Annotated in this window: 17 protein-coding genes; 15 read left to right on the top strand and 2 right to left on the bottom strand. The window is 73.6% G+C overall.

Annotated elements, in window-relative coordinates; all coding sequences use genetic code 11:
• Positions 1-12 precede the first annotated feature (12 nt).
• Positions 13-675, bottom strand: coding sequence for a hypothetical protein (locus ACVV2G_RS25445; RefSeq protein WP_453845091.1), 663 nt, complete (start codon positions 673-675; stop codon positions 13-15).
• A gap of 635 nt (positions 676-1,310) precedes the next feature.
• Here ACVV2G_RS25445 and ACVV2G_RS25440 point away from each other — a divergent pair.
• From ACVV2G_RS25440 to ACVV2G_RS25370, 15 genes are all read left to right on the top strand, one after another.
• Positions 1,311-2,519 carry a PP2C family protein-serine/threonine phosphatase gene (locus ACVV2G_RS25440; protein WP_453845107.1) on the top strand — a complete coding sequence of 403 codons (1,209 nt, stop codon included), beginning with the start codon at positions 1,311-1,313 and terminating at the stop codon, positions 2,517-2,519.
• 287 nt (positions 2,520-2,806) lie between these two features.
• Positions 2,807-3,223 carry an ATP-binding protein gene (locus tag ACVV2G_RS25435; protein ID WP_453845106.1) on the top strand — a complete coding sequence of 139 codons (417 nt, stop codon included), beginning with the start codon at positions 2,807-2,809 and terminating at the stop codon, positions 3,221-3,223.
• Positions 3,224-3,496: 273 nt separating this feature from the next.
• The gene (locus tag ACVV2G_RS25430) at positions 3,497-5,335 is read left to right on the top strand and encodes a gamma-glutamyltransferase family protein (protein WP_453845090.1); all 1,839 of its coding nucleotides are present in this window, start codon (positions 3,497-3,499) and stop codon (positions 5,333-5,335) included.
• Between the two features lie 214 nt (positions 5,336-5,549).
• Positions 5,550-6,395 carry an inositol monophosphatase family protein gene (locus ACVV2G_RS25425; RefSeq protein ID WP_453845089.1) on the top strand — a complete coding sequence of 282 codons (846 nt, stop codon included), beginning with the start codon at positions 5,550-5,552 and terminating at the stop codon, positions 6,393-6,395.
• A gap of 174 nt (positions 6,396-6,569) precedes the next feature.
• The gene (locus tag ACVV2G_RS25420) at positions 6,570-7,979 is read left to right on the top strand and encodes a phytoene desaturase family protein (RefSeq protein ID WP_453845088.1); all 1,410 of its coding nucleotides are present in this window, start codon (positions 6,570-6,572) and stop codon (positions 7,977-7,979) included.
• A gap of 31 nt (positions 7,980-8,010) precedes the next feature.
• Positions 8,011-8,532 carry an O-acetyl-ADP-ribose deacetylase gene (locus ACVV2G_RS25415; RefSeq protein WP_453845087.1) on the top strand — a complete coding sequence of 174 codons (522 nt, stop codon included), beginning with the start codon at positions 8,011-8,013 and terminating at the stop codon, positions 8,530-8,532.
• Positions 8,529-8,708: a hypothetical protein gene (locus ACVV2G_RS25410; protein ID WP_453845086.1), complete on the top strand. Its 180-nt coding sequence runs from the start codon at positions 8,529-8,531 to the stop codon at positions 8,706-8,708. Before ACVV2G_RS25415 ends, ACVV2G_RS25410 begins: the two co-directional genes overlap by 4 nt.
• Positions 8,705-9,316, top strand: coding sequence for an SRPBCC family protein (locus ACVV2G_RS25405; protein ID WP_453845085.1), 612 nt, complete (start codon positions 8,705-8,707; stop codon positions 9,314-9,316). The genes ACVV2G_RS25410 and ACVV2G_RS25405 overlap by 4 nt, the downstream gene beginning before the upstream one ends.
• The gene (locus ACVV2G_RS25400; protein ID WP_453845084.1) at positions 9,313-10,917 is read left to right on the top strand and encodes an ABC transporter substrate-binding protein; all 1,605 of its coding nucleotides are present in this window, start codon (positions 9,313-9,315) and stop codon (positions 10,915-10,917) included. The genes ACVV2G_RS25405 and ACVV2G_RS25400 overlap by 4 nt, the downstream gene beginning before the upstream one ends.
• Before the next feature lie 32 nt (positions 10,918-10,949).
• Positions 10,950-11,918, top strand: a complete 969-nt coding sequence (locus ACVV2G_RS25395) for an ABC transporter permease (protein ID WP_453845083.1) — start codon at positions 10,950-10,952, stop codon at positions 11,916-11,918.
• A gap of 5 nt (positions 11,919-11,923) precedes the next feature.
• Complete coding sequence (locus ACVV2G_RS25390) at positions 11,924-12,835, top strand: ABC transporter permease (protein ID WP_453845082.1); 912 nt, start codon at positions 11,924-11,926, stop codon at positions 12,833-12,835.
• Entirely contained in the window at positions 12,832-13,914 is a 1,083-nt protein-coding gene (locus ACVV2G_RS25385) for an ABC transporter ATP-binding protein (protein ID WP_453845081.1), read from the top strand. Before ACVV2G_RS25390 ends, ACVV2G_RS25385 begins: the two co-directional genes overlap by 4 nt.
• Positions 13,907-14,566, top strand: coding sequence for an ABC transporter ATP-binding protein (locus ACVV2G_RS25380; protein ID WP_453845080.1), 660 nt, complete (start codon positions 13,907-13,909; stop codon positions 14,564-14,566). Before ACVV2G_RS25385 ends, ACVV2G_RS25380 begins: the two co-directional genes overlap by 8 nt.
• Positions 14,567-14,865: 299 nt before the next feature.
• A complete protein-coding gene (locus ACVV2G_RS25375) occupies positions 14,866-18,780 on the top strand; it encodes a glycoside hydrolase family 2 TIM barrel-domain containing protein (protein ID WP_453845079.1) in 3,915 nt (1,304 codons plus the stop codon).
• Between the two features lie 40 nt (positions 18,781-18,820).
• Positions 18,821-19,699 (top strand): DUF72 domain-containing protein, encoded by an 879-nt coding sequence (locus tag ACVV2G_RS25370; protein WP_453845078.1) that lies wholly within the window; start codon positions 18,821-18,823, stop codon positions 19,697-19,699.
• Here ACVV2G_RS25370 and ACVV2G_RS25365 read toward each other — a convergent pair.
• Complete coding sequence (locus ACVV2G_RS25365) at positions 19,680-20,042, bottom strand: ArsR/SmtB family transcription factor (RefSeq protein WP_453845077.1); 363 nt, start codon at positions 20,040-20,042, stop codon at positions 19,680-19,682. The genes ACVV2G_RS25370 and ACVV2G_RS25365 overlap by 20 nt on opposite strands.
• Positions 20,043-20,044 lie beyond the last annotated feature (2 nt).

The raw sequence follows: 20,044 nt of genomic DNA, 5'->3' as shown, positions 1-20,044 counted from the left end.
GGCCGACCCGGCTCAGCCCCGACCCTCCTCCAGGGCGGCCACCGCCTCCTTGGCCGCCTTGATGGCACCCGTGTTGATCTCGTCCGTACCGGGCGCCTGCTTCGACTCGAAGTCACTGCCGTTGTACGTGACCACCACCAGGGCGTTGGCGGCGCGGACCAGCACGGTGCCCTCGCGCGTCTGCTGCTGGTCCTCGGTGGTGAGGTCCACCACCGAGTAGGCCGCGTCGCCGAGCCCGGGAACCTCACCGCCGCCGCTGCGGTCGGCGACCCGGTCCCCGTACGACTTCCGCGCCGCGTCGTCCGACGCCATCACCTCGAAGGAGACGTCGAGCCAGCGGTAGTCGTACTCCTCGAGCGCGTTCCAGGAACAGGTGCGGCGGGCCCGGGTGTCCGTCGAGGGAATCTCCTTGCCGGCCGCCTTGGCCCCCGGTACCAGGGAGGCGACCGTCTTCCCGGCCAGGCTCTCGCAGGGCGCCGGGGCGGCGGTGTACGTCCTCGTCTCGGCCTGCGCGGCCGGTGCGGAGGCGGACCGCTCCGGGGTGTCGGGCGGTGTCCGGTCCGTGGCGGCCGGCGTGGTGTCCGGCCCGGACGACAGTGCCCAGCCGGCCGTGGCGAGCACGGCGACCGGCGCCAGACGCGCGGTCAGGGCGAGCGGGAGAGGAAGAGAACGCACGGCGCACACTTCTCGTGGGGGACGGTGCGGAGAGGGTCCGCACTGCGGACGGGACGCCAGTGTCACACGAGTCCCCGTAGGGCGGAAGGGTCAACTCGGTGCGTGGCCGAGCGGTGACGCAGACGAACGGGGGCCGGCCCCGCGGTCCGCAGCCGGTCCGGCCCGTCGGCCGGGCGAGGACCGGGCCGGTTGCCCGGCGCCGGGCTCAACGGGCCGTGTCTTCCTGCGAGTCGGGCCCGGTGGAGGCAGGCCACCGGCCGCCGCCCGGTGAGGCGGGTGGGGGATCCGGGCCGGCCTACGGCCAGCGGCCGGTACCAGGCGCGGACCCCCAGCTCGCCGAGTGCGCCGAGCACCCAGTCGTCGAGGCAGGCGTAGCTGTCCGATTGCTCCGGCATCGGACGGACGCGCACAGGGTCCGTAGCGCACCTTGACGCCCGCCCTCGACGGGTCCGCGACTTCACGGAGCCGTCGGCGGGCGTCGAACGTGCCCGTCGTTGATCGAAAAGGGCAGCTCCTCGCGCGAGGGTGACACGGGTGTGACTCACCGTGCCGCACTCGTGGCCCCGCCGGAGGGTCGGCGCGTGTAAGGGCAGGTCGCGGGGCATCCGAAGAGATGGACCGGGGAGGTACCTGTGCTGAACGGTGAGGGCTTGGGCCTGGACGAGGTGTTGCGCGCGGCGGAGGGAGCCGCGCCGGTGGAGTCGGTGGACGTGGTGGCCCGGCACCTGGAGAAGCGGTTCTCGGCGAGGGAGGTGTCCTTCCTGTTCGTCGACATGCTGGGCCGGGAGGCCCTGCGGCTGCCCAGGGCCGGTACGGCGGAGCAGGAGCGCGGTGAGCCGGAGAGACTCGAGCTGTCGGGGAGCGTGTTCGACCGCGTCCTGCGCTCCCAGCGTCTGTACCAGGAGGACGACGGCGAGGGCGGCTGCCGGATCGTGGCCCCGGTGACGAACCGCGGCGACTGCGTCGGCGTGCTGGACCTGGTGGTCCCGTACGCGGACGACATGGTGTGCGACGCGGTGGCCCAGGCCGCGCACGCGCTCGCGTACATCGTGGTCACCGACCGTCGTTTCACCGACCTCTACCACTGCTGCCGGCGCACCACCTCCATGAGTCTGGCCGCGGAGATCCAGCACCAGCTGCTGCCGTCGGCGGCCTGCTGCGAGGCCGAGCAGTTCACCCTGGTCGGCGGCCTGGTCCCGGCCGACGACATCGGCGGCGACACCTACGACTACGCCCTCGACCAGGATGTCCTCCACCTGTCGATCACCGACGCGATGGGGCACGACACCGCCTCCGCCCTGCTGGCCACCCTGACCGTCAACGCGCTGCGCGGAGCCCGCCGCGCCGGACGCGGCCTCCTGGACCAGGCGTACGCCGCCCATGAGGCCATCACCCGCCACGCCCGGGGCATGACCACGGGGCAGCTGCTGCGGGTCCGGCTGGAGAGCGGGGCCTGCGAGCTGGTCAACGCCGGTCATCCCTGGCCCCTGCTGCTGCGCGGCACCTGCGTGGAGGAGCTGGCGCTGAAGGTCAACATGCCGTTCGGGGTCCCCGCCCCGGCCACCTACCAGGTGCAGCGGCTGCATCTGGAGCCCGGAGACCGGCTGGTGCTGATCACCGACGGCATGCACGACCGCGACGCGGCCGCGGTCGACCTGCCGGGCATCATCCACGACACCCGCGACGAACATCCCCGTGAAGCGGTCCGGGCACTGACGTCGGCGGTCCACGAGGCGTGCGGGGGGTCCCTGCCCGACGACGCCACCACGCTGGTCCTGGACTGGCACGGCGGCCGTCCGGAGAGCCGCCGCATCCGGGGTGCCGCCACTCCCGACCTCCGGTGACCGCGCGGGAGGGGCCCGCGACGCCCGGCACCGCGCCGGCGCGGGCGGCAGGACCCCGCTCATGAGGCACTTTCCTCGGCTCCGTCTACCCTTGCTCAGGGTCAGGGGCGCGCGGTGTTCCTGCTCCACCGCCCCGGCGGGACGCACCGGTGCGGTTGCCGGGCGACACGGCCGTGGAATAGGTGTCCGCAATGCGGGTATCGGAGCGCGGGTGAACGGGGAATGAGGGCGATGCTGTGGGAACCCATGCCGACGAGGGCGGCCGGGCGGAAGCGGACGTGTACGTCATGCGCGCAGGCCATGCCCTGGGCGGAGACGACGCGTGCATCGCGGACGCCCGGAACCACGCCACCGCGTTCCTCGACCGGGCCCGCGCCGACCACCGCCTGCCGGTGAGCGCCCGCGCGGGAGACCTGACCCGGCTGGTCGTCAGCGAACTGGTCACCAACGCGCGCAAGTACGCCCCCGGCCCCGTCCGGGTGGAACTGGGCATCACCGCCGAGCGCGTGGACGTCGTCGTGTGGGACAGCGACCCGACCGTTCCCGCCGCCCGGGCCGCCGATCCCGCCAGAATCGGCCAGCACGGCCTGGAGATCGTCAAGGCCGTCACCGAGGCCCTGTTCATCGAGCAGGAGGCCGCCGGCAAACGGATCACGGCCCGCATCGCCCTGTCCGACGCCGGTGAAGGCCGCGGCCCGGCGTAGGGGCCCTCGCCACCGGCCGGGTGCCGGGAGAACAGGGCCCCGGCTCCCGCAGGCCGGGCCCGGACGGGTCGGGGCGCGGAGGCCACGGGCCGTGTTCCGGCGTCGAAGCGACGTCCGCGGTGGTCGTCGGGGGATCTGTGCCGACGGCGGGCGCCTCGGTAGCCTGCTGCTTGATCGAGCCGCCCGGTCCCGGGCCCGGTCCGCCCCCGGGAGGCCTCCCCGGGGCGCTCCGGACCGCGGGCCGGCTGACGCACGCGAGCACCGAGGTGAGGGATGCTGTTCACCACCCGCCCCACCCTCCAGGGCACCTTCGGCATGGTGGCGTCCACCCACTGGCTGGCCTCCCAGTCCGCCATGGCGGTGCTGGAGGACGGAGGCAACGCCTTCGACGCCGCCGTGGCCGGAGCCTTCGTCCTGCACGTGGTCGAGCCGCACCTCAACGGGCCCGCCGGGGAGGTGCCGATCCTGCTCGCCCCCGCGGGCGGCGAGGTGCGGGTGCTGTGCGGGCAGGGGGTCGCACCGGCCGGGGCGACGGTCGCGCACCACCAGGGGCTCGGGCTGGACCTCGTCCCCGGCACCGGACCGCTCGCCGCCGCCGTGCCCGGCGCTTTCGACGCGTGGATGCTCCTGTTGCGCGACCACGGCACCAAGACCCTGGCCGACGTGCTGCAGTACGCCATCGGCTACGCTGAGCACGGGCACCCGCCCGTGGAGCGCCTCACGGAGACCGTCGAGACCGTACGGGAGCTGTTCGAGACGGAGTGGACCTCCTCGGCCGAGGTCTACCTGCCGGACGGACACCCGCCCCGCCCCGGGAGGCTCTTCCGCAACCCCGCCCTCGCCGCCACCTGGAAACGCCTGCTCACCGAGGTCTCCGGCGCGGGGGACCGGGAGGCGCGGATCGACGCGGCGCGGGAGGTCTGGCGCACCGGGTTCGTCGCCGAGGCCCTCGTACGGCAGGCCGGGCGGCCCACCATGGACACCAGCGGCGAGCGCCACACCGGCACCTTGACCGCCGCCGACCTCGCCGGCTGGTCCGCGGCCTACGAGGCACCGGCGACGTACGACTGGAACGGCTGGACCGTGTGCAAGGCCGGCCCGTGGAGCCAGGGACCCGTCCTGCTCCAGCAACTGGCGCTGCTCCCGCCGGAGCTGCCCCGCCACGGCTCCGCCGACTACGTCCACCTGCTGATCGAGGGCTGCAAGCTCGCCATGGCCGACCGGGAGGCCTGGTACGGCGACGCGGACGGCACGGCCGGGGTGCCGCTCGACGACCTGCTGTCACCGGAGTACAACGCGGCCCGCCGCAAGCTCGTCGGCGACGCGGCGTCCTTCGAACTGCGGCCCGGCAACCCGGGCGGGCGCACCCCGCGGCTCAGCTCCCACGCGCGTGTGGCCGTCGTGGAGGGCGGGGGCTTCGACGCCCCGGGAGTCGGCGAACCCACGGTTGCCAAGGGCCCGGCCTCCCCGGTGCCGGGCGAACCGGTCGTCGCCGCCGACGGAGGCACCCGCGGCGACACCTGCCACCTCGACGTCGTCGACCGCTGGGGCAACATGGTCTCGGCCACGCCCAGCGGCGGCTGGCTCCAGTCCAACCCCGTCGTGCCCGAACTGGGCTTCCCGCTCGGCACCCGGCTCCAGATGACCTGGCTGGAGGAGGGGCTGCCCAACTCGCTCACGCCGGGACGCCGGCCGCGCACCACCCTCACGCCCTCCCTCGCCCTGCGCGACGGGGTGCCCGTCATGGCGTTCGGCACGCCCGGCGGCGACCAGCAGGACCAGTGGCAGCTGCACTTCCTCCTGGCGGTCGCGCTGCGCGCCCCGGTGCGCGGCGGCCTCGACCTCCAGGGCGCGATCGACGTGCCGAACTGGCACAACGACAGTTTCCCCGGGTCGTTCTTCCCGCGCGGCATGCGGGCGGGCAGCCTCACCGTGGAGTCGCGCATGCCGGCGGAGGTCGTCGAGGAGCTGCGCCGCCGCGGACACGACGTGACGGTCGGCGAGGCCTGGTCGGAGGGACGGCTGTGCGCCGTCGCGCGGGACCCGGAGACCGGTGTGCTGTCTGCGGCGGCGAACCCGCGCGGCATGCAGGGGTACGCGGTCGGCCGCTGACGCCCGGCCCGTGCTCGGGTGCCCCGGCCCCGTTGCCGGTGACCCGGCCCGTGTTCGTACGACTCTCGACCGGCTGTTCGTGTGCGCCGGCCGCAAGGTTCGTGCGGCCCCGGGCCCCCTGTGGGCTGGGGCTCGAACCGGGTGTTCGTGCCGGTTCCACCCGGAGTACACCACCCGGGTGGGGAATGTCAGTGGGGCGTGCTCTCATGGAGCCATGATCGAGAACAACGAAACCATCGACGAGTTTCTCGCCCGGCACGCCGACGACGTGGAGGAGGCCGTCCGCAAGGCGGCGGCCCAGGAGATCATGCCGCGCTGGCGCCGGCTCGCCGCACACGAGGTGGACCAGAAGGCCGGCCCGCACGACCTGGTGACGGATGCCGACCGCAAGGCCGAGGTGTACCTGACGGAGGCCCTGGCCGCCCTGCTGCCCGGCTCGGTCGTGGTCGGCGAGGAGGCCGTGCACGCCAATCCCGCGTCGTACGGGGAGATACGCGGCGAGGCACCGGTGTGGATCGTCGACCCCGTCGACGGCACCCGGCAGTTCGTGCACGGCGACCCCGGTTTCTGCACGCTGATCGCGCTCGCCCGGCACGGAGTCGTGCACGCCTCGTGGACCTACGCCCCCGCCCTCGACCGACTCGCCACGGCGGCACGGGGCCGGGGGGCCTTCCTGGACGGCGAGCGGCTGTACGCCGGCCCGCCCGAGCCCGGCCGCGACCTGCGGGTCGCCACGTCGCACCCGGACTACACGACGGACGAGCAGAAGCGCGCCCTGGCCGGCCTGCGCGTCCCGGGCGTGGCACCCCGCGCCTGCGGCTCGGCCGGCCTGGAGTACCTGGCCGTGGCACAGGGCGAGTCCGACGCGACGGCTTTCTCGTGGGAGGCCGCGTGGGACCACGCCGCGGGCCTGCTCCTGGTCGAGGAGGCGGGCGGCACCCACCTGACCCGCTCGGGCGAGCCCTTCCGCATCACCGGCGACAACGACCTGCCGTTCACCGCGGCCCGCGACGCGGCCACGGCCCGCCGGGTGGTGGCACTGCTGTCGGGCGAAGCCTGATCGCCGGGACGGGACGAGACGGGGTGGGGCGCGGCGCCGGCGGTCGCGCGTGCCCGCCACCCGCCCGCACCACTCGCTCCGTCCACCTCACCCGCGACCACGGGCCGTCGGACACCGGGCCTATCCTGGTCCCGAGTGGCCATCGGCTGACGAAGGGGTCCGAAGGTGCCGTCGATGCTCGATGCGGTCGTAGTGGGTGCGGGGCCGAACGGACTGACCGCTGCCGTGGAGCTGGCCCGCCGCGGCTTCTCGGTCGCCGTGTTCGAGGCGGAGAGCACCGTCGGCGGCGGTGCGCGCACGGAGGAGCTGACCCTGCCGGGCTTCCGGCACGACCCGTGCTCCGCAGCGCACCCGCTGGGCATCAACTCGCCCGCCTTCCGCGGCCTCACCCTGGAGCGGTACGGGCTGCGGTGGCTGCACGCCCCGCTGCCCATGGCCCACCCCTTCCCGGACGGCTCGGCCGCCGTGCTGTCCCGGTCGGTCGGCGAGACGGCCGCCTCCTTCGGCGCGCGCGACGCGGGCGCCTACCGCAGGCTGGTCGAGCCCTTCCTCCCCAAGTGGGACACGCTCGCCCGGGACTTCATGTCCCTGCCGCTCACCGCGCTGCCCCGCGACCCGGTCACCCTCGCCCGGTTCGGCCTGGCCGGGCTGCCCCCCTCCACGTGGCTGATGCGCCGCTTCCGCGACGACAAGGCCAAGACCCTCTTCGCCGGGCTCGTCGCGCACGTCATGGCCCCGCTCGACGGGTTCGCCACCGGCGCCATAGGCCTGGTCTTCGCCCTCGCCGCGCACGCCCGCGGCTGGCCCGTGGCCCGGGGCGGCTCCCAGGCCATCTCCGACGCCCTCACCGCCTGCCTCAAGGACGTCGGCGGCAGCGTCCACACCGACTACGAGGTCAAACGCCTGGACGACCTGCCGCCCGCCCGCGCCTACGTCTTCGACACCTCGCCCACGGCCCTCGCCCGCATCGCCGGCCTCGGCAACCACTACGCCGGATTCCGGTACGGCCCCGGCGTCTTCAAGATCGACTACGCGCTGGACGGCCCCGTCCCGTGGACCGCCGAGGCACCCCGCACCGCGGGCACCGTACAGGTCGGCGCCAGCAGTGCGGAGATCGGCGCCGCGCTCAACGCCGCCTCCCGCGAAGGCCGCGCCCCCGACGCGCCGTTCCTCATCACCACGCAGCCCAGCGTCGCCGACCCCACCCGCGCCCCGGAGGGCAAGCACGTCTTCTGGGCGTACGGACACGTCCCGAACGGCTGGACCGGCGACCTCACCGACGCCGTAGAACGCCAGCTGGAGCGCTTCGCCCCCGGCTTCCGCGACCGCGTCCTCGCCCGCGCCACCGCCGGCCCGCCCGAACTCGCCGCCCGCAACGCCAACTACGTCGGCGGCGACATCGCCTCCGGCGCGGCCTCCGGCCTCCAGCTCCTGCTGCGCCCCAAGCTGTCCCTCTTCCCCTACGCCACCCCGCACCCGGCCGTCTTCATCTGCTCCTCGGCCACCCCGCCCGGCCCCGGCGTCCACGGCATGTCGGGGCACAACGCGGCGAAGGCCGTCTGGCGCAGGCTGCGGCAGACCTGACCACGCACCGGAAACGACCGGGGGACCCGCCATGACCACCCTCACCCTCGTCCAGGGCGACATCACCCGCGAGAGCGCCGACGCGATCGTCAACGCGGCCAACTCCTCGCTGCTCGGCGGAGGCGGCGTCGACGGCGCCATCCACCGGCGCGGCGGCCCCGCGATCCTGGAGGAGTGCCGGGGGCTCCGCGCGGGGCACCTCGGCAAGGGCCTGCCCACCGGCGAGGCGGTCGCCACCACCGCCGGCGACCTGGACGCCCGCTGGGTGATCCACACGGTCGGCCCCGTCTGGTCCGCCGAGCAGGACCGCTCGGACCTGCTCGCCTCCTGCTACCGCTCCTGCCTGCGCGTCGCCGACGAACTGGGCGCCCGCACGGTCGCCGTCCCGGCGATCTCCACCGGCGTGTACAGCTGGCCGATGGAGGACGCGGCCCGGATCGCGGTGGAGACGGTACGGGCCACTCCGAACGCCGTCGCAGAGGTCCGGTTCGTCCTGTTCGACGCCCGTGCCTACGCGGCGTTCGCCTCGCGACTGGCATGCTCCAGGACGTGAAGACCTACCTGGAGTCGATCGGCGTCCCCTGGACCGGCGGCGACGGCTGGACCGACAAGGACTGGGCCAGCCTCGGGGGCATCTCCAACACGGAGGCGTTCAACGCGGTGGTCGACGCGGACTGGCTCCTCTCGAGGCCGTCGTCGTCCCGTACGTCCTGCTCTGGCTGTCCGTGAACCGCTTCCTGGCCCGCCGCAGTTCGCTCACCTCACGCACCTACTGGTGGCTCAGCGCCCTGGCCACGTTCGTGCCGACCAAGGCGCTGATCATCTACTCACCCCAGGAAGGACCGTCGCGGTCGCGGGGGCGAGGGAGCCGACCGCGGCGGCCGCCGCGCGCTCCTGCGGCCGCCCCCGTGGCCGTCCCCGAGAAGGACCCCGCCTCGGCCAACGGCTGGACTCTGGAGAAGGAGGCCAACCACGTCTCCGCCGTCTGGACGCGCCCCGTCCCGGGCACCGGCCTGGAGGTCGACGTCCGCACCGGCGACGTGCAGGCGACCCTGCTCCACGTCGTCCGCCGCTTCCACTACGAGGTCGAGCGGCTGCCCCGCCCGGGCTCGGGTGCGAGCGGCAGCCTCTTCCCGCTCCGCGTACGGACGGTGCGGGACGAAGGAGCAGCGGGCGAGCTGAGGCCCGCGGCACCCGCGCTCGGGGGCGGACCGCTCGGTCCGCCCCCGACGGCCGGTGTCCGCGTCCTTTGGCCGTCGGCCCGCCCCGGCTTGACGCTTCAATTGCCACTGATGTGCAATAGCCTGACTTTGGCAGCAAGCGTGGGGGACACATGAGAACCCGTCGGACGACCCGTCGGATACGAGCAGCCGCCGCATCGGCCGCCCTGGCCGCAGGCGTGGGCGCCTGTTCGGCGCCCGGGAGCGGCGGATCGGGCGGCGACGCCAAGGCGGCCGACTCCGTCGTGATCGGGGTGTCCTCCGAACCGGACACCCTCAGCCCACTGCTCGGTTACGGCAAGGACGGGAACTCCAAGATCTTCGACGGGCTGCTCGCCCGCGACACCGACCTGGAGCTCAAGCCGGCCCTCGCCACCGCCCTGCCGAAGGTCGCCGACGGCGGCCGGACGTACACGTACACCCTGCGCGACGGCGTGAAGTTCAGCGACGGTGAGCCGCTGACGGCCCAGGACGTGGTCTACACGTACCGCACCGTCCTCGACGCGAAGACCAACAACACCGCGCGCAGCGAGCTGGACGCCGTCGAGGACGTCCGCGCGAGCGGCGACGGCACCGTCGTCTTCACCCTCAAGTACCCGTACGCGGCCTTCGCCGCCCGGACCGTGCTGCCCATCGTCCCCGAGCACGTCGCGGGCGGGCAGGACCCCAACACCGGCGCCTTCAACACCAAGCCGGTCGGCACCGGCCCGTACGTGCTCGCCAACTGGAGCAAGGGCGAGAAGCTCACCTTCAAGGCCAACCCCCATTACTGGGGCGGCGAGCCCGCGGTGAAGTCGTTCACCACGGCGATCATCCCCGACGACAACGTGCGCGCCACCCGCCTGCGCTCCGGCGACCTCGACGGCGCCGTCCTGCCGCCCAACCTCGCCGCCACCTTCGAGAAGGACGACGACCGGCGCACCTACCAGGCCAGGTCCTACGACTTCCGGGCCGTCACCCTGCCCACCACGGGCGAGGTCACCGGTGACCGGGCCGTCCGGCAGGCGCTGGACGCCGCCGTGGACCGGCAGGCCATGGTCGACAAGATCCTCGACGGCGCCGGCCGGCCGGCGTACGGGCCGCTGCCCGTCGACGACCCCTGGTACGCGCGCGCCGTCGAGCGCCCGCACGACCTCGCCAAGGCCCAGCGCATCCTGGACGAGGCCGGCTGGAAGCCCGGCCCCGGTGGCATCCGCGCCAAGGACGGACAGCGCGCCTCGTTCACCCTGTACTACCCCTCGGGCGACAAGGTCCGCCAGGACCACGCGCTCGCCTACGCCTCCGACGCCAAGAAGGCCGGCGTCGAGGTGAAGGTGGAGGGCGCCACCTGGGAGGTCATCGAGCCGCGGATGAAGCACGACGCGGTCCTGGCGGGCTTCGGCAGCGTCGGAGACCCGGACTTCGGCCTCTACACCCTGCTGCACTCCTCCCTCGCCAACGACGGCTTCAACAACATGGCCGGCTACGACAACGCGGCGGTGGACGAGTCGCTCGACGCCGGGCGGCGCACGCAGGACCCGAAGAAGCGCGAGGCCGCCTACGACACGATCCAGCAGGCCCTGGTCGAGAACCCCGGCTACACCTTCCTCACCCACATCGACCACCTCTACGTGCTCGCCGACCGCTGGGACGGCCCGACCACCCAGCTGGAACCCCACGAGCACGGCTTCGCCAGCGGACCCTGGTGGAACGTCGAGGACTGGCAGCCGAAGAAGTGACCCGGTCTCCTCGGCGGCTGCCCTGGGGAGCGATGGCACGCCTCGCGGGGCGGCGGGCGCTGTTCGCCGTCCCCGTCGTCCTCGTCGTCACCTTCGGCGTGTTCGCCATCGCCGCCGCCTCCCCGTTCGACCCCGTCAAGGCGTACGCCGGCACCGCCGCGCTCGGCGCCGACCAGGAGACCCTGGACCGCCTGAGGGGCAACCTCGGCGTGGACCAGTCGTTCGTGGCCCGCTGGTGGGACTGGCTGACCTCGGCGCTCACCGGCGACCTCGGCCACTCCGGTGTGCTGCGCCAGCCGGTGGCGCAGGTGATCGGCGAGCGCCTCGTGTGGTCCGCGCTGCTGTGCGCCGTCGCCTTCGCGGCCGCCGTCCTGGTCGGCACGCTCCTCGGTGTGCTGGCCGCCCGCCGCCCCGGCTCGATGCTCGACCGGGCCGTCACCTCGCTTGCGTACACCCTGGAGGCGGCCCCGGTCTTCTGGACCGCGCTGCTCGCGGTGTGGCTGTTCGCCCTCCAGTGGGGCGTCCTGCCGGCGGGCGGTCTGACGGACACCGCCAGCGAACAGGTCACCCCCGGTCAGGTCGCGAGCCACATCGTGCTGCCCGCCGCCGTGCTCGCAGTCTCCCAGCTGCCCTGGTTCACCCTCTACGTGCGCCAGGGCGTCGGTGACGCCCTCGCCGAGGACCCGGTGCGCGGCGCACGGGCCCGCGGCATCGGGGAGGGCACCGTCCTGTTCGGACACGCCCTGCGCTCGGGACTGCTGCCGGTGCTCACACTGATCGGCTCCCGCGTCCCCGAACTCATCACCGGCGCCCTGCTGGTGGAAAGCGTCTTCAGCTGGCCGGGCATCGCCGCGGCCACCGTCGAAGCGGCCACCGCCGTCGACTTCCCGCTGCTGGCCGCCCTGACCACCCTCGCCACCGCCGCCGTACTGGCCGGCAACCTGCTCGCCGACCTGCTCTACGGCCTCTTCGACCCGAGGGTGAAGCTCAGTGAAATGTGAGTCCCATGGCTGAGACCACAACCGAGAAGACGGAGCGGACGGAGCTGACGGAGCGGCCCACCGTCTGGCGGTCCCATGGCGACGACCGCCGCTCCACCCGCACCCTGCGCCTGCGCACCTCCGCCGCGCTGCTGACCGTCGTCACCCTCGTGGTGCTGCTCGTGCCGCCGCTGGCTCAGCTCGACCAGCAGGCCGTCGACCTGGCCGCGAAGCTGCAACCACCCAGCTGGGAACACCCGTTCGGCACCGACGACGTCGGCCGTGACCTGCTGCTGCGCTGTGTGTACGGCCTGCGCGTCTCCCTGCTCGTCGGGGTGGCGGCGGCCCTGACGGCGACGGTGGTCGGCACCGCCGTGGGTGCCACCGCCGGAGCATTGGGCGGCTGGGTCGACCGCGGCGTCATGCGGGTCGTCGACACCATCTCCTCCGTGCCCCACCTGCTGCTCGGCATCTTCATCGTCGCCATGTTCCGGCCGGGCGTGTGGCCGGTGGTGATCTCCGTCGCGCTGACCCACTGGCTGTCCACCGCGCGCATCGTCCGCGCGGAGGTGCTGTCCCTGCGTGCGCGTCCCTACGTCGACGCGGCCGTCTCCGGCGGCGCCTCCCGGTGGCGGGTGGCCGTACGGCACCTGCTGCCGGGCGTGCTGCCCCAGGCCGCGCTGGCCGCCGTACTGATGGTGCCGCACGCCATGTGGCACGAGTCCGCGCTGTCCTTCCTCGGGCTGGGACTGCCCACCCACACCGCGAGCCTCGGCAACCTGATCCAGGAGGCGCGGGGTTCGCTGCTCGCCGGGGACTGGTGGCCCACCCTCTTCCCGGGCCTGTTCATCATCGTCCCCACCCTCGCCGTCGCCGGTCTCGCGGGCGCCTGGCGGGAGCGGATCAACCCCCGCCGCCGATCGGAGCTGATGCTGTGACCGAGCGAGCCCCCGTGCTGTCGGTACGCGGTCTGTCGGTGCGTTTCCTGATGCCGGGCGGGCGCCGCGTCGCGGCCGTCACCGACGCCCGCTTCGACGTGGCGGCCGGTGAGTGCCTGGCGCTGATCGGCGAGAGCGGCTGCGGCAAGTCCGTCCTCGCCTCCGCCCTGCTCGGCCTGCTGCCCGGCAACGCACGGATCGCGGGCAGCGCGCTGCTCGGCGAGCTGGACCTGCTCACCGCCGAGGAACGGACCTTCGCCCGCACCGTACGCGGCCGGCTGATCGGCCTGGTCCCGCAGAGCCCGGCCGCCCACCTCACCCCGGTCCGCACCATCCGCTCCCAACTGGAGGAGACCGTCGCGGAACTCACCGCGGTCCGCGGCCGAGCGGCCCTGCGCGAGGCCGCGGAGGCCGCCGCCGAACGCGCCGCGTTCCCGGTGGACCACCTCGACCGCCACCCGCACGAGCTCTCCGGCGGTCTCGCCCAGCGTGCCGCCACCGCCCTCGCCCTGGTCGGCGATGCCCCGCTGCTGCTCGCCGACGAGCCGACCACCGGACTCGACCGGGACCTGGTGGACCGGACCGTCGACGAGCTGAGACGACATGTCGACAGCACCGGCCGGGGCCATGACGTCGACGACCTCGTCGGCAGGAGCGGCAAGAGGGAGAAGGGCGGTGAGGACGGCAAGGGCGGCAAGAACGGCGAGGGCGGCAAGGGTGGCAGCGGCCGTGCCCTGTTGATGATCACTCACGACCTGGCAGCCGCCGAACGCATCGCCGACCGGGTCGCCGTGATGTACGCGGGCCGCATCGTCGAACTGGCCGACGCGAAGGAGTTCTTCGGCGTCCCGGGCCCCCGCCACCCCTACAGCCGCGGCCTGCTGGACGCCCTGCCGGACCGCGCCTTCACCCCCATCCCCGGCCTGCCGCCCGAACTCGGCGCTCTCCCGGACGGCTGCGCCTTCGCCGTCCGCTGCGAGCGGGCGACCGACTCCTGCGCCGCGCCGCCGCCGCTGACCGGCGCAGTCGCCTGCCACCACCCGCACGCCGCGCTCACGGAGGCCGCCGACCGTGCTTGAACTGAGCGACATCACCGCCGGATACGACAGGAACACGCCCGTGATCCGGGGGATCTCCCTGTCGGTGGCGCCGGGGGAGGCCGTCGGCCTGCTCGGCCCGAGCGGCTGCGGCAAGTCCACCCTCGCGCGCGTCGCGGCCCTGCTGCACCATCCCGACGCCGGCACCCTGGTGGTCGACGGCACCCCGGTACGGCGGTGGCGCCACCGTGCCCCGCGTGCGCAGCGCACCGCCTTCGGCGTCGTCTTCCAGCAGGCCCGGCTCTCGGCCGACCCCCGGCTGGCCCTCACCGATCTGATCGCCGAACCCCTGCGCGCCACCGGCCGGCGGGAAGGCGTCGCCGACCGGGTCCGCGAACTGGCCGCCACCGTGGGGCTGACCACCGACCTGCTGGGCAGGCGTCCGCACGAGGTCAGCGACGGTCAGTTGCAGCGCGCCTGCCTCGCCCGCGCCCTCGTGCTGCGCCCGCGCTGGCTGGTGTGCGACGAGATGACGGCGATGCTCGACGCCTCGACCACCGCCGCCCTGGTCCGGGTGGTGGAGGACTACCGGGCCGCCACCGGCGCGGGCCTGCTGGCCGTCGGTCACGACCGGGTCCTCCTGGACCGCTGGTGCGACCGCACCGTCGAATGGGCCACCCTGGCGCACTCCTGACCGCGCCGGGCCGCGTACGTACCGCCCCCACGCCCCCTCCAGCCCGACCTCGCGCCCTCTCCAAGCCCCCGTGCCCGCCCAGTGCCCACCCTCCCCGCCCGCTCCAGACCCGGGCGCGAGGTAGGCCCCCAGGAACCAACAAAGTCCGATGGGGTAATTGATTCGGTTGTGTCCGAGTCCTAGGGTGTGCCTGACTCAGTAGTCGCCGCGTCACCGGCAGTTGCGTCCCACCCACACCTCAACTGCTTCCACAGCACCGTGCGTTGAGTCGCCCCCGAAGCACACGGAAGGCCACGGTCATGCCGCACTCGCCCGTGTCACCCGCCGGACTCCCGGCCCCCCGCTCCCGGCCGCTCGTCAGCCGCCGGCGCCTCCTGGAGGGGGGCGCCGCCGTCCTCGGCGCGCTCGCCCTGTCCGCCCCGCCCGTCGCGGCACACGCGGCCGGCCGGCGGGCGGCGGCCGACGAGCCCCCGGAGTGGCGGGACTTCGGTGTCTTCCGGCTCGGCACCGAACCGCCGCACACCACACTCATGCCGTACGCGGACGTGAGCGCGGCCCTCGCCGCGGACCGCACCCGCTCGCCGTACCGGTTGAGCCTCGACGGCATGTGGAAGTTCGCCTACGCCGACCGCCCCGAGGACCGGGACGCCGACTTCCACCGCACCGACACCGACGACGGCGACTGGGAGACCATCCCCGTGCCGTCCGTGTGGCAGCTGCACGGGCACGACCACCCGATCTACCTGAACGTCACCTACCCGTACTGGGGACCCAACGGCCGCGGCGAGGACCCCCGGCCGCCCGCCGCGCCGACCCGCCACCACCCGGTCGGCCAGTACCGGCGGACGTTCACCGTCCCCCGTGACTGGCAGGGCCGCCGCACCTTCCTCCACTTCGAGGGCGTCAAGTCCGCCCACTACGTGTGGATCAACGGCGAACTGGTCGGCTACGACGAGGACTCCTGCACTCCCTCCGAGTACGACATCACCGACCGCCTCGAACCCGGCACCAACCAGATCGCCGTGGAGGTGTACCGCTACGCCGACGGGGACTGGCTGGAGGACCAGGACATGATCCGGCTGAGCGGCATCTTCCGCTCGGTCTACCTGTACTCCACGCCGGCCGTGCACCTGCGCGACTTCAAGCTGGACACCCCGCTCGACGACACGTACACGGACGCCGAACTGGCGGTCACCGCAAGCGTGCGGGCGTACGGCGAGGGCGCCGACGCGGGCCGGTACACCGTCGAGACCCAGCTCTACGACGCGCGCGGCCACGCGGTCTGGTCCCGCCCGCTCGAACAGTCCGCCGACCTCGGCACGGTCGGCGCCGGCCGGGACGTCACCGTACGGGCCGCGAAGGCCGTACCGGGGCCCCGGCTGTGGTCGGCCGAGCACCCGAACCTCTACACGGCCGTACTGCGCCTGCGGGACCCCGCGGGGAAGGTCGTGGAGACCCTGTCCCACCGGGTCGGCTTCCGGGAGTTCGCGCTCCGGGACGGCCTGATGCGCATCAACGGCAAGCCCGTCTCCTTCCGCGGCACCAACCGCCACGAGATGCACCCCGACCGCGGCACGGCCCTCGGCCGCGACGACCTGGTCGAGGACATCGGGATCATCAAGCGGCTGAACATGAACAGCGTCCGTACCTCGCACTACCCGAACAACCCCCTGTGGTACGAACTCGCCGACGAGTACGGCCTCTACCTCGTCGACGAGACGAACCTGGAGACCCACGGCATCCGCGAGGAGTATCCCGGCGACCACCCCGAGTGGACCGAGGCCTGCGTGGCCCGCGCCCAGAACATGGTGCACCGCGACAAGAACCACGCCTCGGTCGTCATCTGGTCGCTCGGCAACGAGGCGGGCGGCGGCAGCACCTTCACCGCCATGCACGACTGGATCCGCTCCTACGACCCCACCCGCGTCATCCAGTACGAGGGCGACGACCGGCCGGGCGTCAGCGACATCCGCTCGGAGATGTACGACACCCCGCAGCGCGTCGAGCAGCGGGCGAAGGACACCTCCGACACCCGCCCGTACGTGATGATCGAGTACTCCCACGCGATGGGGAACTCCAACGGCAACTTCAAGAAGTACTGGGACGTCGTCCGCTCCCACGACGTGCTCCAGGGCGGCTGGATCTGGGACTTCGCCGACCAGTCGCTGACCTGGCCGGTCCCGGAGCGCATCTGTCTGACCGAGGAGGGCCCCGCCGGGCTGCGCGGTGAGGTCCTCGCCGCCTCCGGCACCTTCGGGCGCGGCGTGGGCCTGTCCGGCGGCACGGTCTTCGCCCGCGACGAGGGCCTCGACCTCACCGGCTCGCTGACGTTGGAGGCCTGGGCCACCCCGGGCGTGACCGGCTACCACCAGCCGATCCTCACCAAGGGCGACACCCAGTACGCGCTTAAGCAGAACAACCGGACGCTGGAGTTCTTCATCCACTCCGGCGGCCGGTGGATCACCGCCACCTGGACGGTGCCGGAGGACTGGACCGGCCGTGAGCACCACCTCGCGGGCGTCTTCGACGCGGAGGCCGGCACCCTCACCCTGTACGTCGACGGCGAGCGGCGGGCGACCCGCACCACCGACCGCAGGCCCACCGGCAACACGGCGCCCCTGGCCCTGGCCACCGACGCCGACAACCAGGTGCGCGAGTTCAGCGGCACCATCCGCCGCGCCCGCGTCTACGCCCGTGCCCTCACCGCAGCCGAACTGGCCGACGGCGACCGCGGCCCCGGCGACGACGGCGTGCGGTTCTGGTTCGACGCGCGGACCGTGAAGGCCGAGAGGAAGCGGCCGAAGGAGAAGACCTTCCTCGCGTACGGCGGCGACTGGGGCGACAACCCGAACGACGGCTGCTTCGCCGCCGACGGCGTCGTCCTGGCCGACCGCGGCCACACCGGCAAGGCCGCCGAGATCAAGCGGGTCCACCAGGCCGTCGGCGTCGAGCGGCGGTCCGGTGGCCCGGGAGCGGTCACGCTCGTCAACGAGTACCTGTTCACCAGCCTCCGCGAGTTCGACGGCCACTGGGAACTCGTCGCCGACGGGGAGACGGTGCGGCGCGGACGGCTCGACCGCGGGCAGCTCGACGTGGAGCCCCTGTCCAGGAAGGACATCACCGTGCCCGTGCGGCTGCCGGACGACCCGGCGCCCGGCACCGAGTACTTCCTCCAGCTGTCCTTCACCGCCAAGGAGTCCACGCCCTGGGCGAAGGCGGGCTTCGAGGTCGCCCGTGCGCAGCTCGCCCTCGACGCGGACGTCCGTGCGGTGACCCCCGTGCCCCTGGACCGGGTGCCGCCCCTGCGCCACCGGGACGGCGACGACGAGGTCACGGTCGACGGCCGGGGTTTCTCGGTGACCGTCGACAAGCGCGCCGGCACCATCACCTCGTTCGAGGCGAAGGGCAGGCGGCTGATCACCTCCGGGCCCGTGCCCAACTTCTGGCGCGCGCCCACCGACAACGACCGCGGAAACGGCCAGCACACCCGCAACCAGACCTGGCGCGACGCCGGCGCCCGGCGCACGGTCACGGACGTCGCCGTCCGCGCCCTGGGCGACCGGGCCGTGGAGATCGAGGTCAGCGGCACCCTGCCGACCACCGTGGAGTCGACGTACACCACCACGTTCACGGTGTTCGGCAACGGCGAGATCAAGGTCGGCAACACCCTGCGCCCGGGCGCCGCGGACCTGCCGTACCTCCCCGAGGTCGGCACCCTGCTGTTCCTGCCGCGCGGCCTGGACCGGCTGCACTACTACGGCCGCGGCCCCGAGGAGAATCACTGGGACCGCAACAACGGCACCGACGTCGGCCTGTACTCCGGGACCGTCGCCGAGCAGTGGACGCCGTACATCCGCCCGCAGGAGAACGGCAACAAGACCGACGTCCGCTGGATCGCCCTCACCGACCGGCACGGCGTCGGTCTCCTCGCCTCGGGCGAGCCCCTGCTGGAGGCCAACGCGTCCCACTTCACCCCGGAGGACCTGTCGGCGGGGGCGCGCCACGACCACCAGCTCACGCCGCGGGACGCCGTCGTCCTCAGGCTGAACCACCGTCAGATGGGCGTCGGCGGCGACAACAGCTGGGGCGCGCACACGCACGACGAGTTCAAGCTGTTCGCCGACCGGGACTACGCGTACACCTACCGGCTGCGCCCGCTGACCGACGTGGGGGAGGCGACGGCGGCCTCGCGCCGGCCCACGGCGACCGGATGACCGGGGGATGAACGGGGAGTCCGGGGCAACCCGGACTCCCATGAACGACGTACTGGTGGGAGCCTGTTCCTGGACGGACCGCCAACTCGTCACGAGCGGCTGGTATCCGCGCGGGCGACGGGACGCCGAGGGGCGGCTGCGGCACTACGCCTCGCGGCTGCCCGTCGTGGAAGTGGACGCCGGGTACTACGCGTTGCCGAGCCGGCGCAACGCCGAGCTGTGGGTGGAGCGCACGCCGGAGGGCTTCCGGTTCGACGTCAAGGCCTTCTCCCTGCTGACCGGCCACCCCACGCGGGTGGAGGCCCTGCCGCCCGACCTGCGCCGGGCCGGCCCCGCCGCGCTGCGGCGCGGTCAGGCGGGTGAGGGGCTGCTGGACGAGGTATGGGGGCGCTTCGCCGAGGCGGTCGAGCCGCTGCGCGAGGCCGGGCGGCTCGGCACCGTGCTGTTCCAGTTCCCGCCGTGGTTCGCGCCCGGTTCCCAGGCCGAGGCGGCGCTCGAAGCATGCATGCGGCGCACGCAGGGCTGGCCGCTCGCCGTGGAGTTCCGGCATCCGGGGTGGTGGGCGGCGGAACAGGCGGACACCACCCACGCGCTGCTGTCCGCGCTGGGGGCCTCGGCCGTCGGCACCGACATGGCCCAGGACCTGCCCGCGTCCCTGCCGCCCGTCGCGCCGGTCACCCGGCCGGCCCTCGCGGTCGTCCGCTTCCACGGGCGCAGCCGCGCGTGGGGGAGGGGCAGCAAGGAGGACCGCTTCCGGTACGACTACTCCGCCGCCGAACTCGCCGCCTGGGTGCCCCGGCTGCGGCGCGCCGCCCGACAGGCGGACGAACTGCACGTGCTCTTCAACAACTGCTGCGCGGACGCCGCCGTACGCGCCGCCGAGACCATGCGGCGGCTGCTCACTGTGCCGCGTCGCTGATGCCCAGCCGCAGGTGCTCCACGTGGTACACGGCCTGGTCGAGCAGTTCGGCGACATGGTGGTCGTGCAGGGCGTACACCACCGACCGGCCGTGTCGCTCACCCACCACCAGGCCCAGGTTGCGCAGCAGCCGCAGCTGGTGGGAGCAGGCGGACTGCTCCATGCCGACCTCCGCCGCCAGTTCGGTGGCGGGCAGCGGGCCTTCGCGCAGGCGGGCCAGGATCAGCAGCCGGGAAGGCGTGGACAGGGCCTGGAGCGTGGTGGCGACCTTCGCGACGTTGTCCGCGTCCAGTCGCACGCGTGCGGCGGCGTCCTGCGCGGTGGTGGCGGCTCCGTGACCCATGC

This window comes from Streptomyces sp. JK94 (assembly GCF_053613315.1).
Note: the sequence above shows the minus strand (reverse complement) of the source record. Positions and strands in the feature narration are given on the sequence as shown.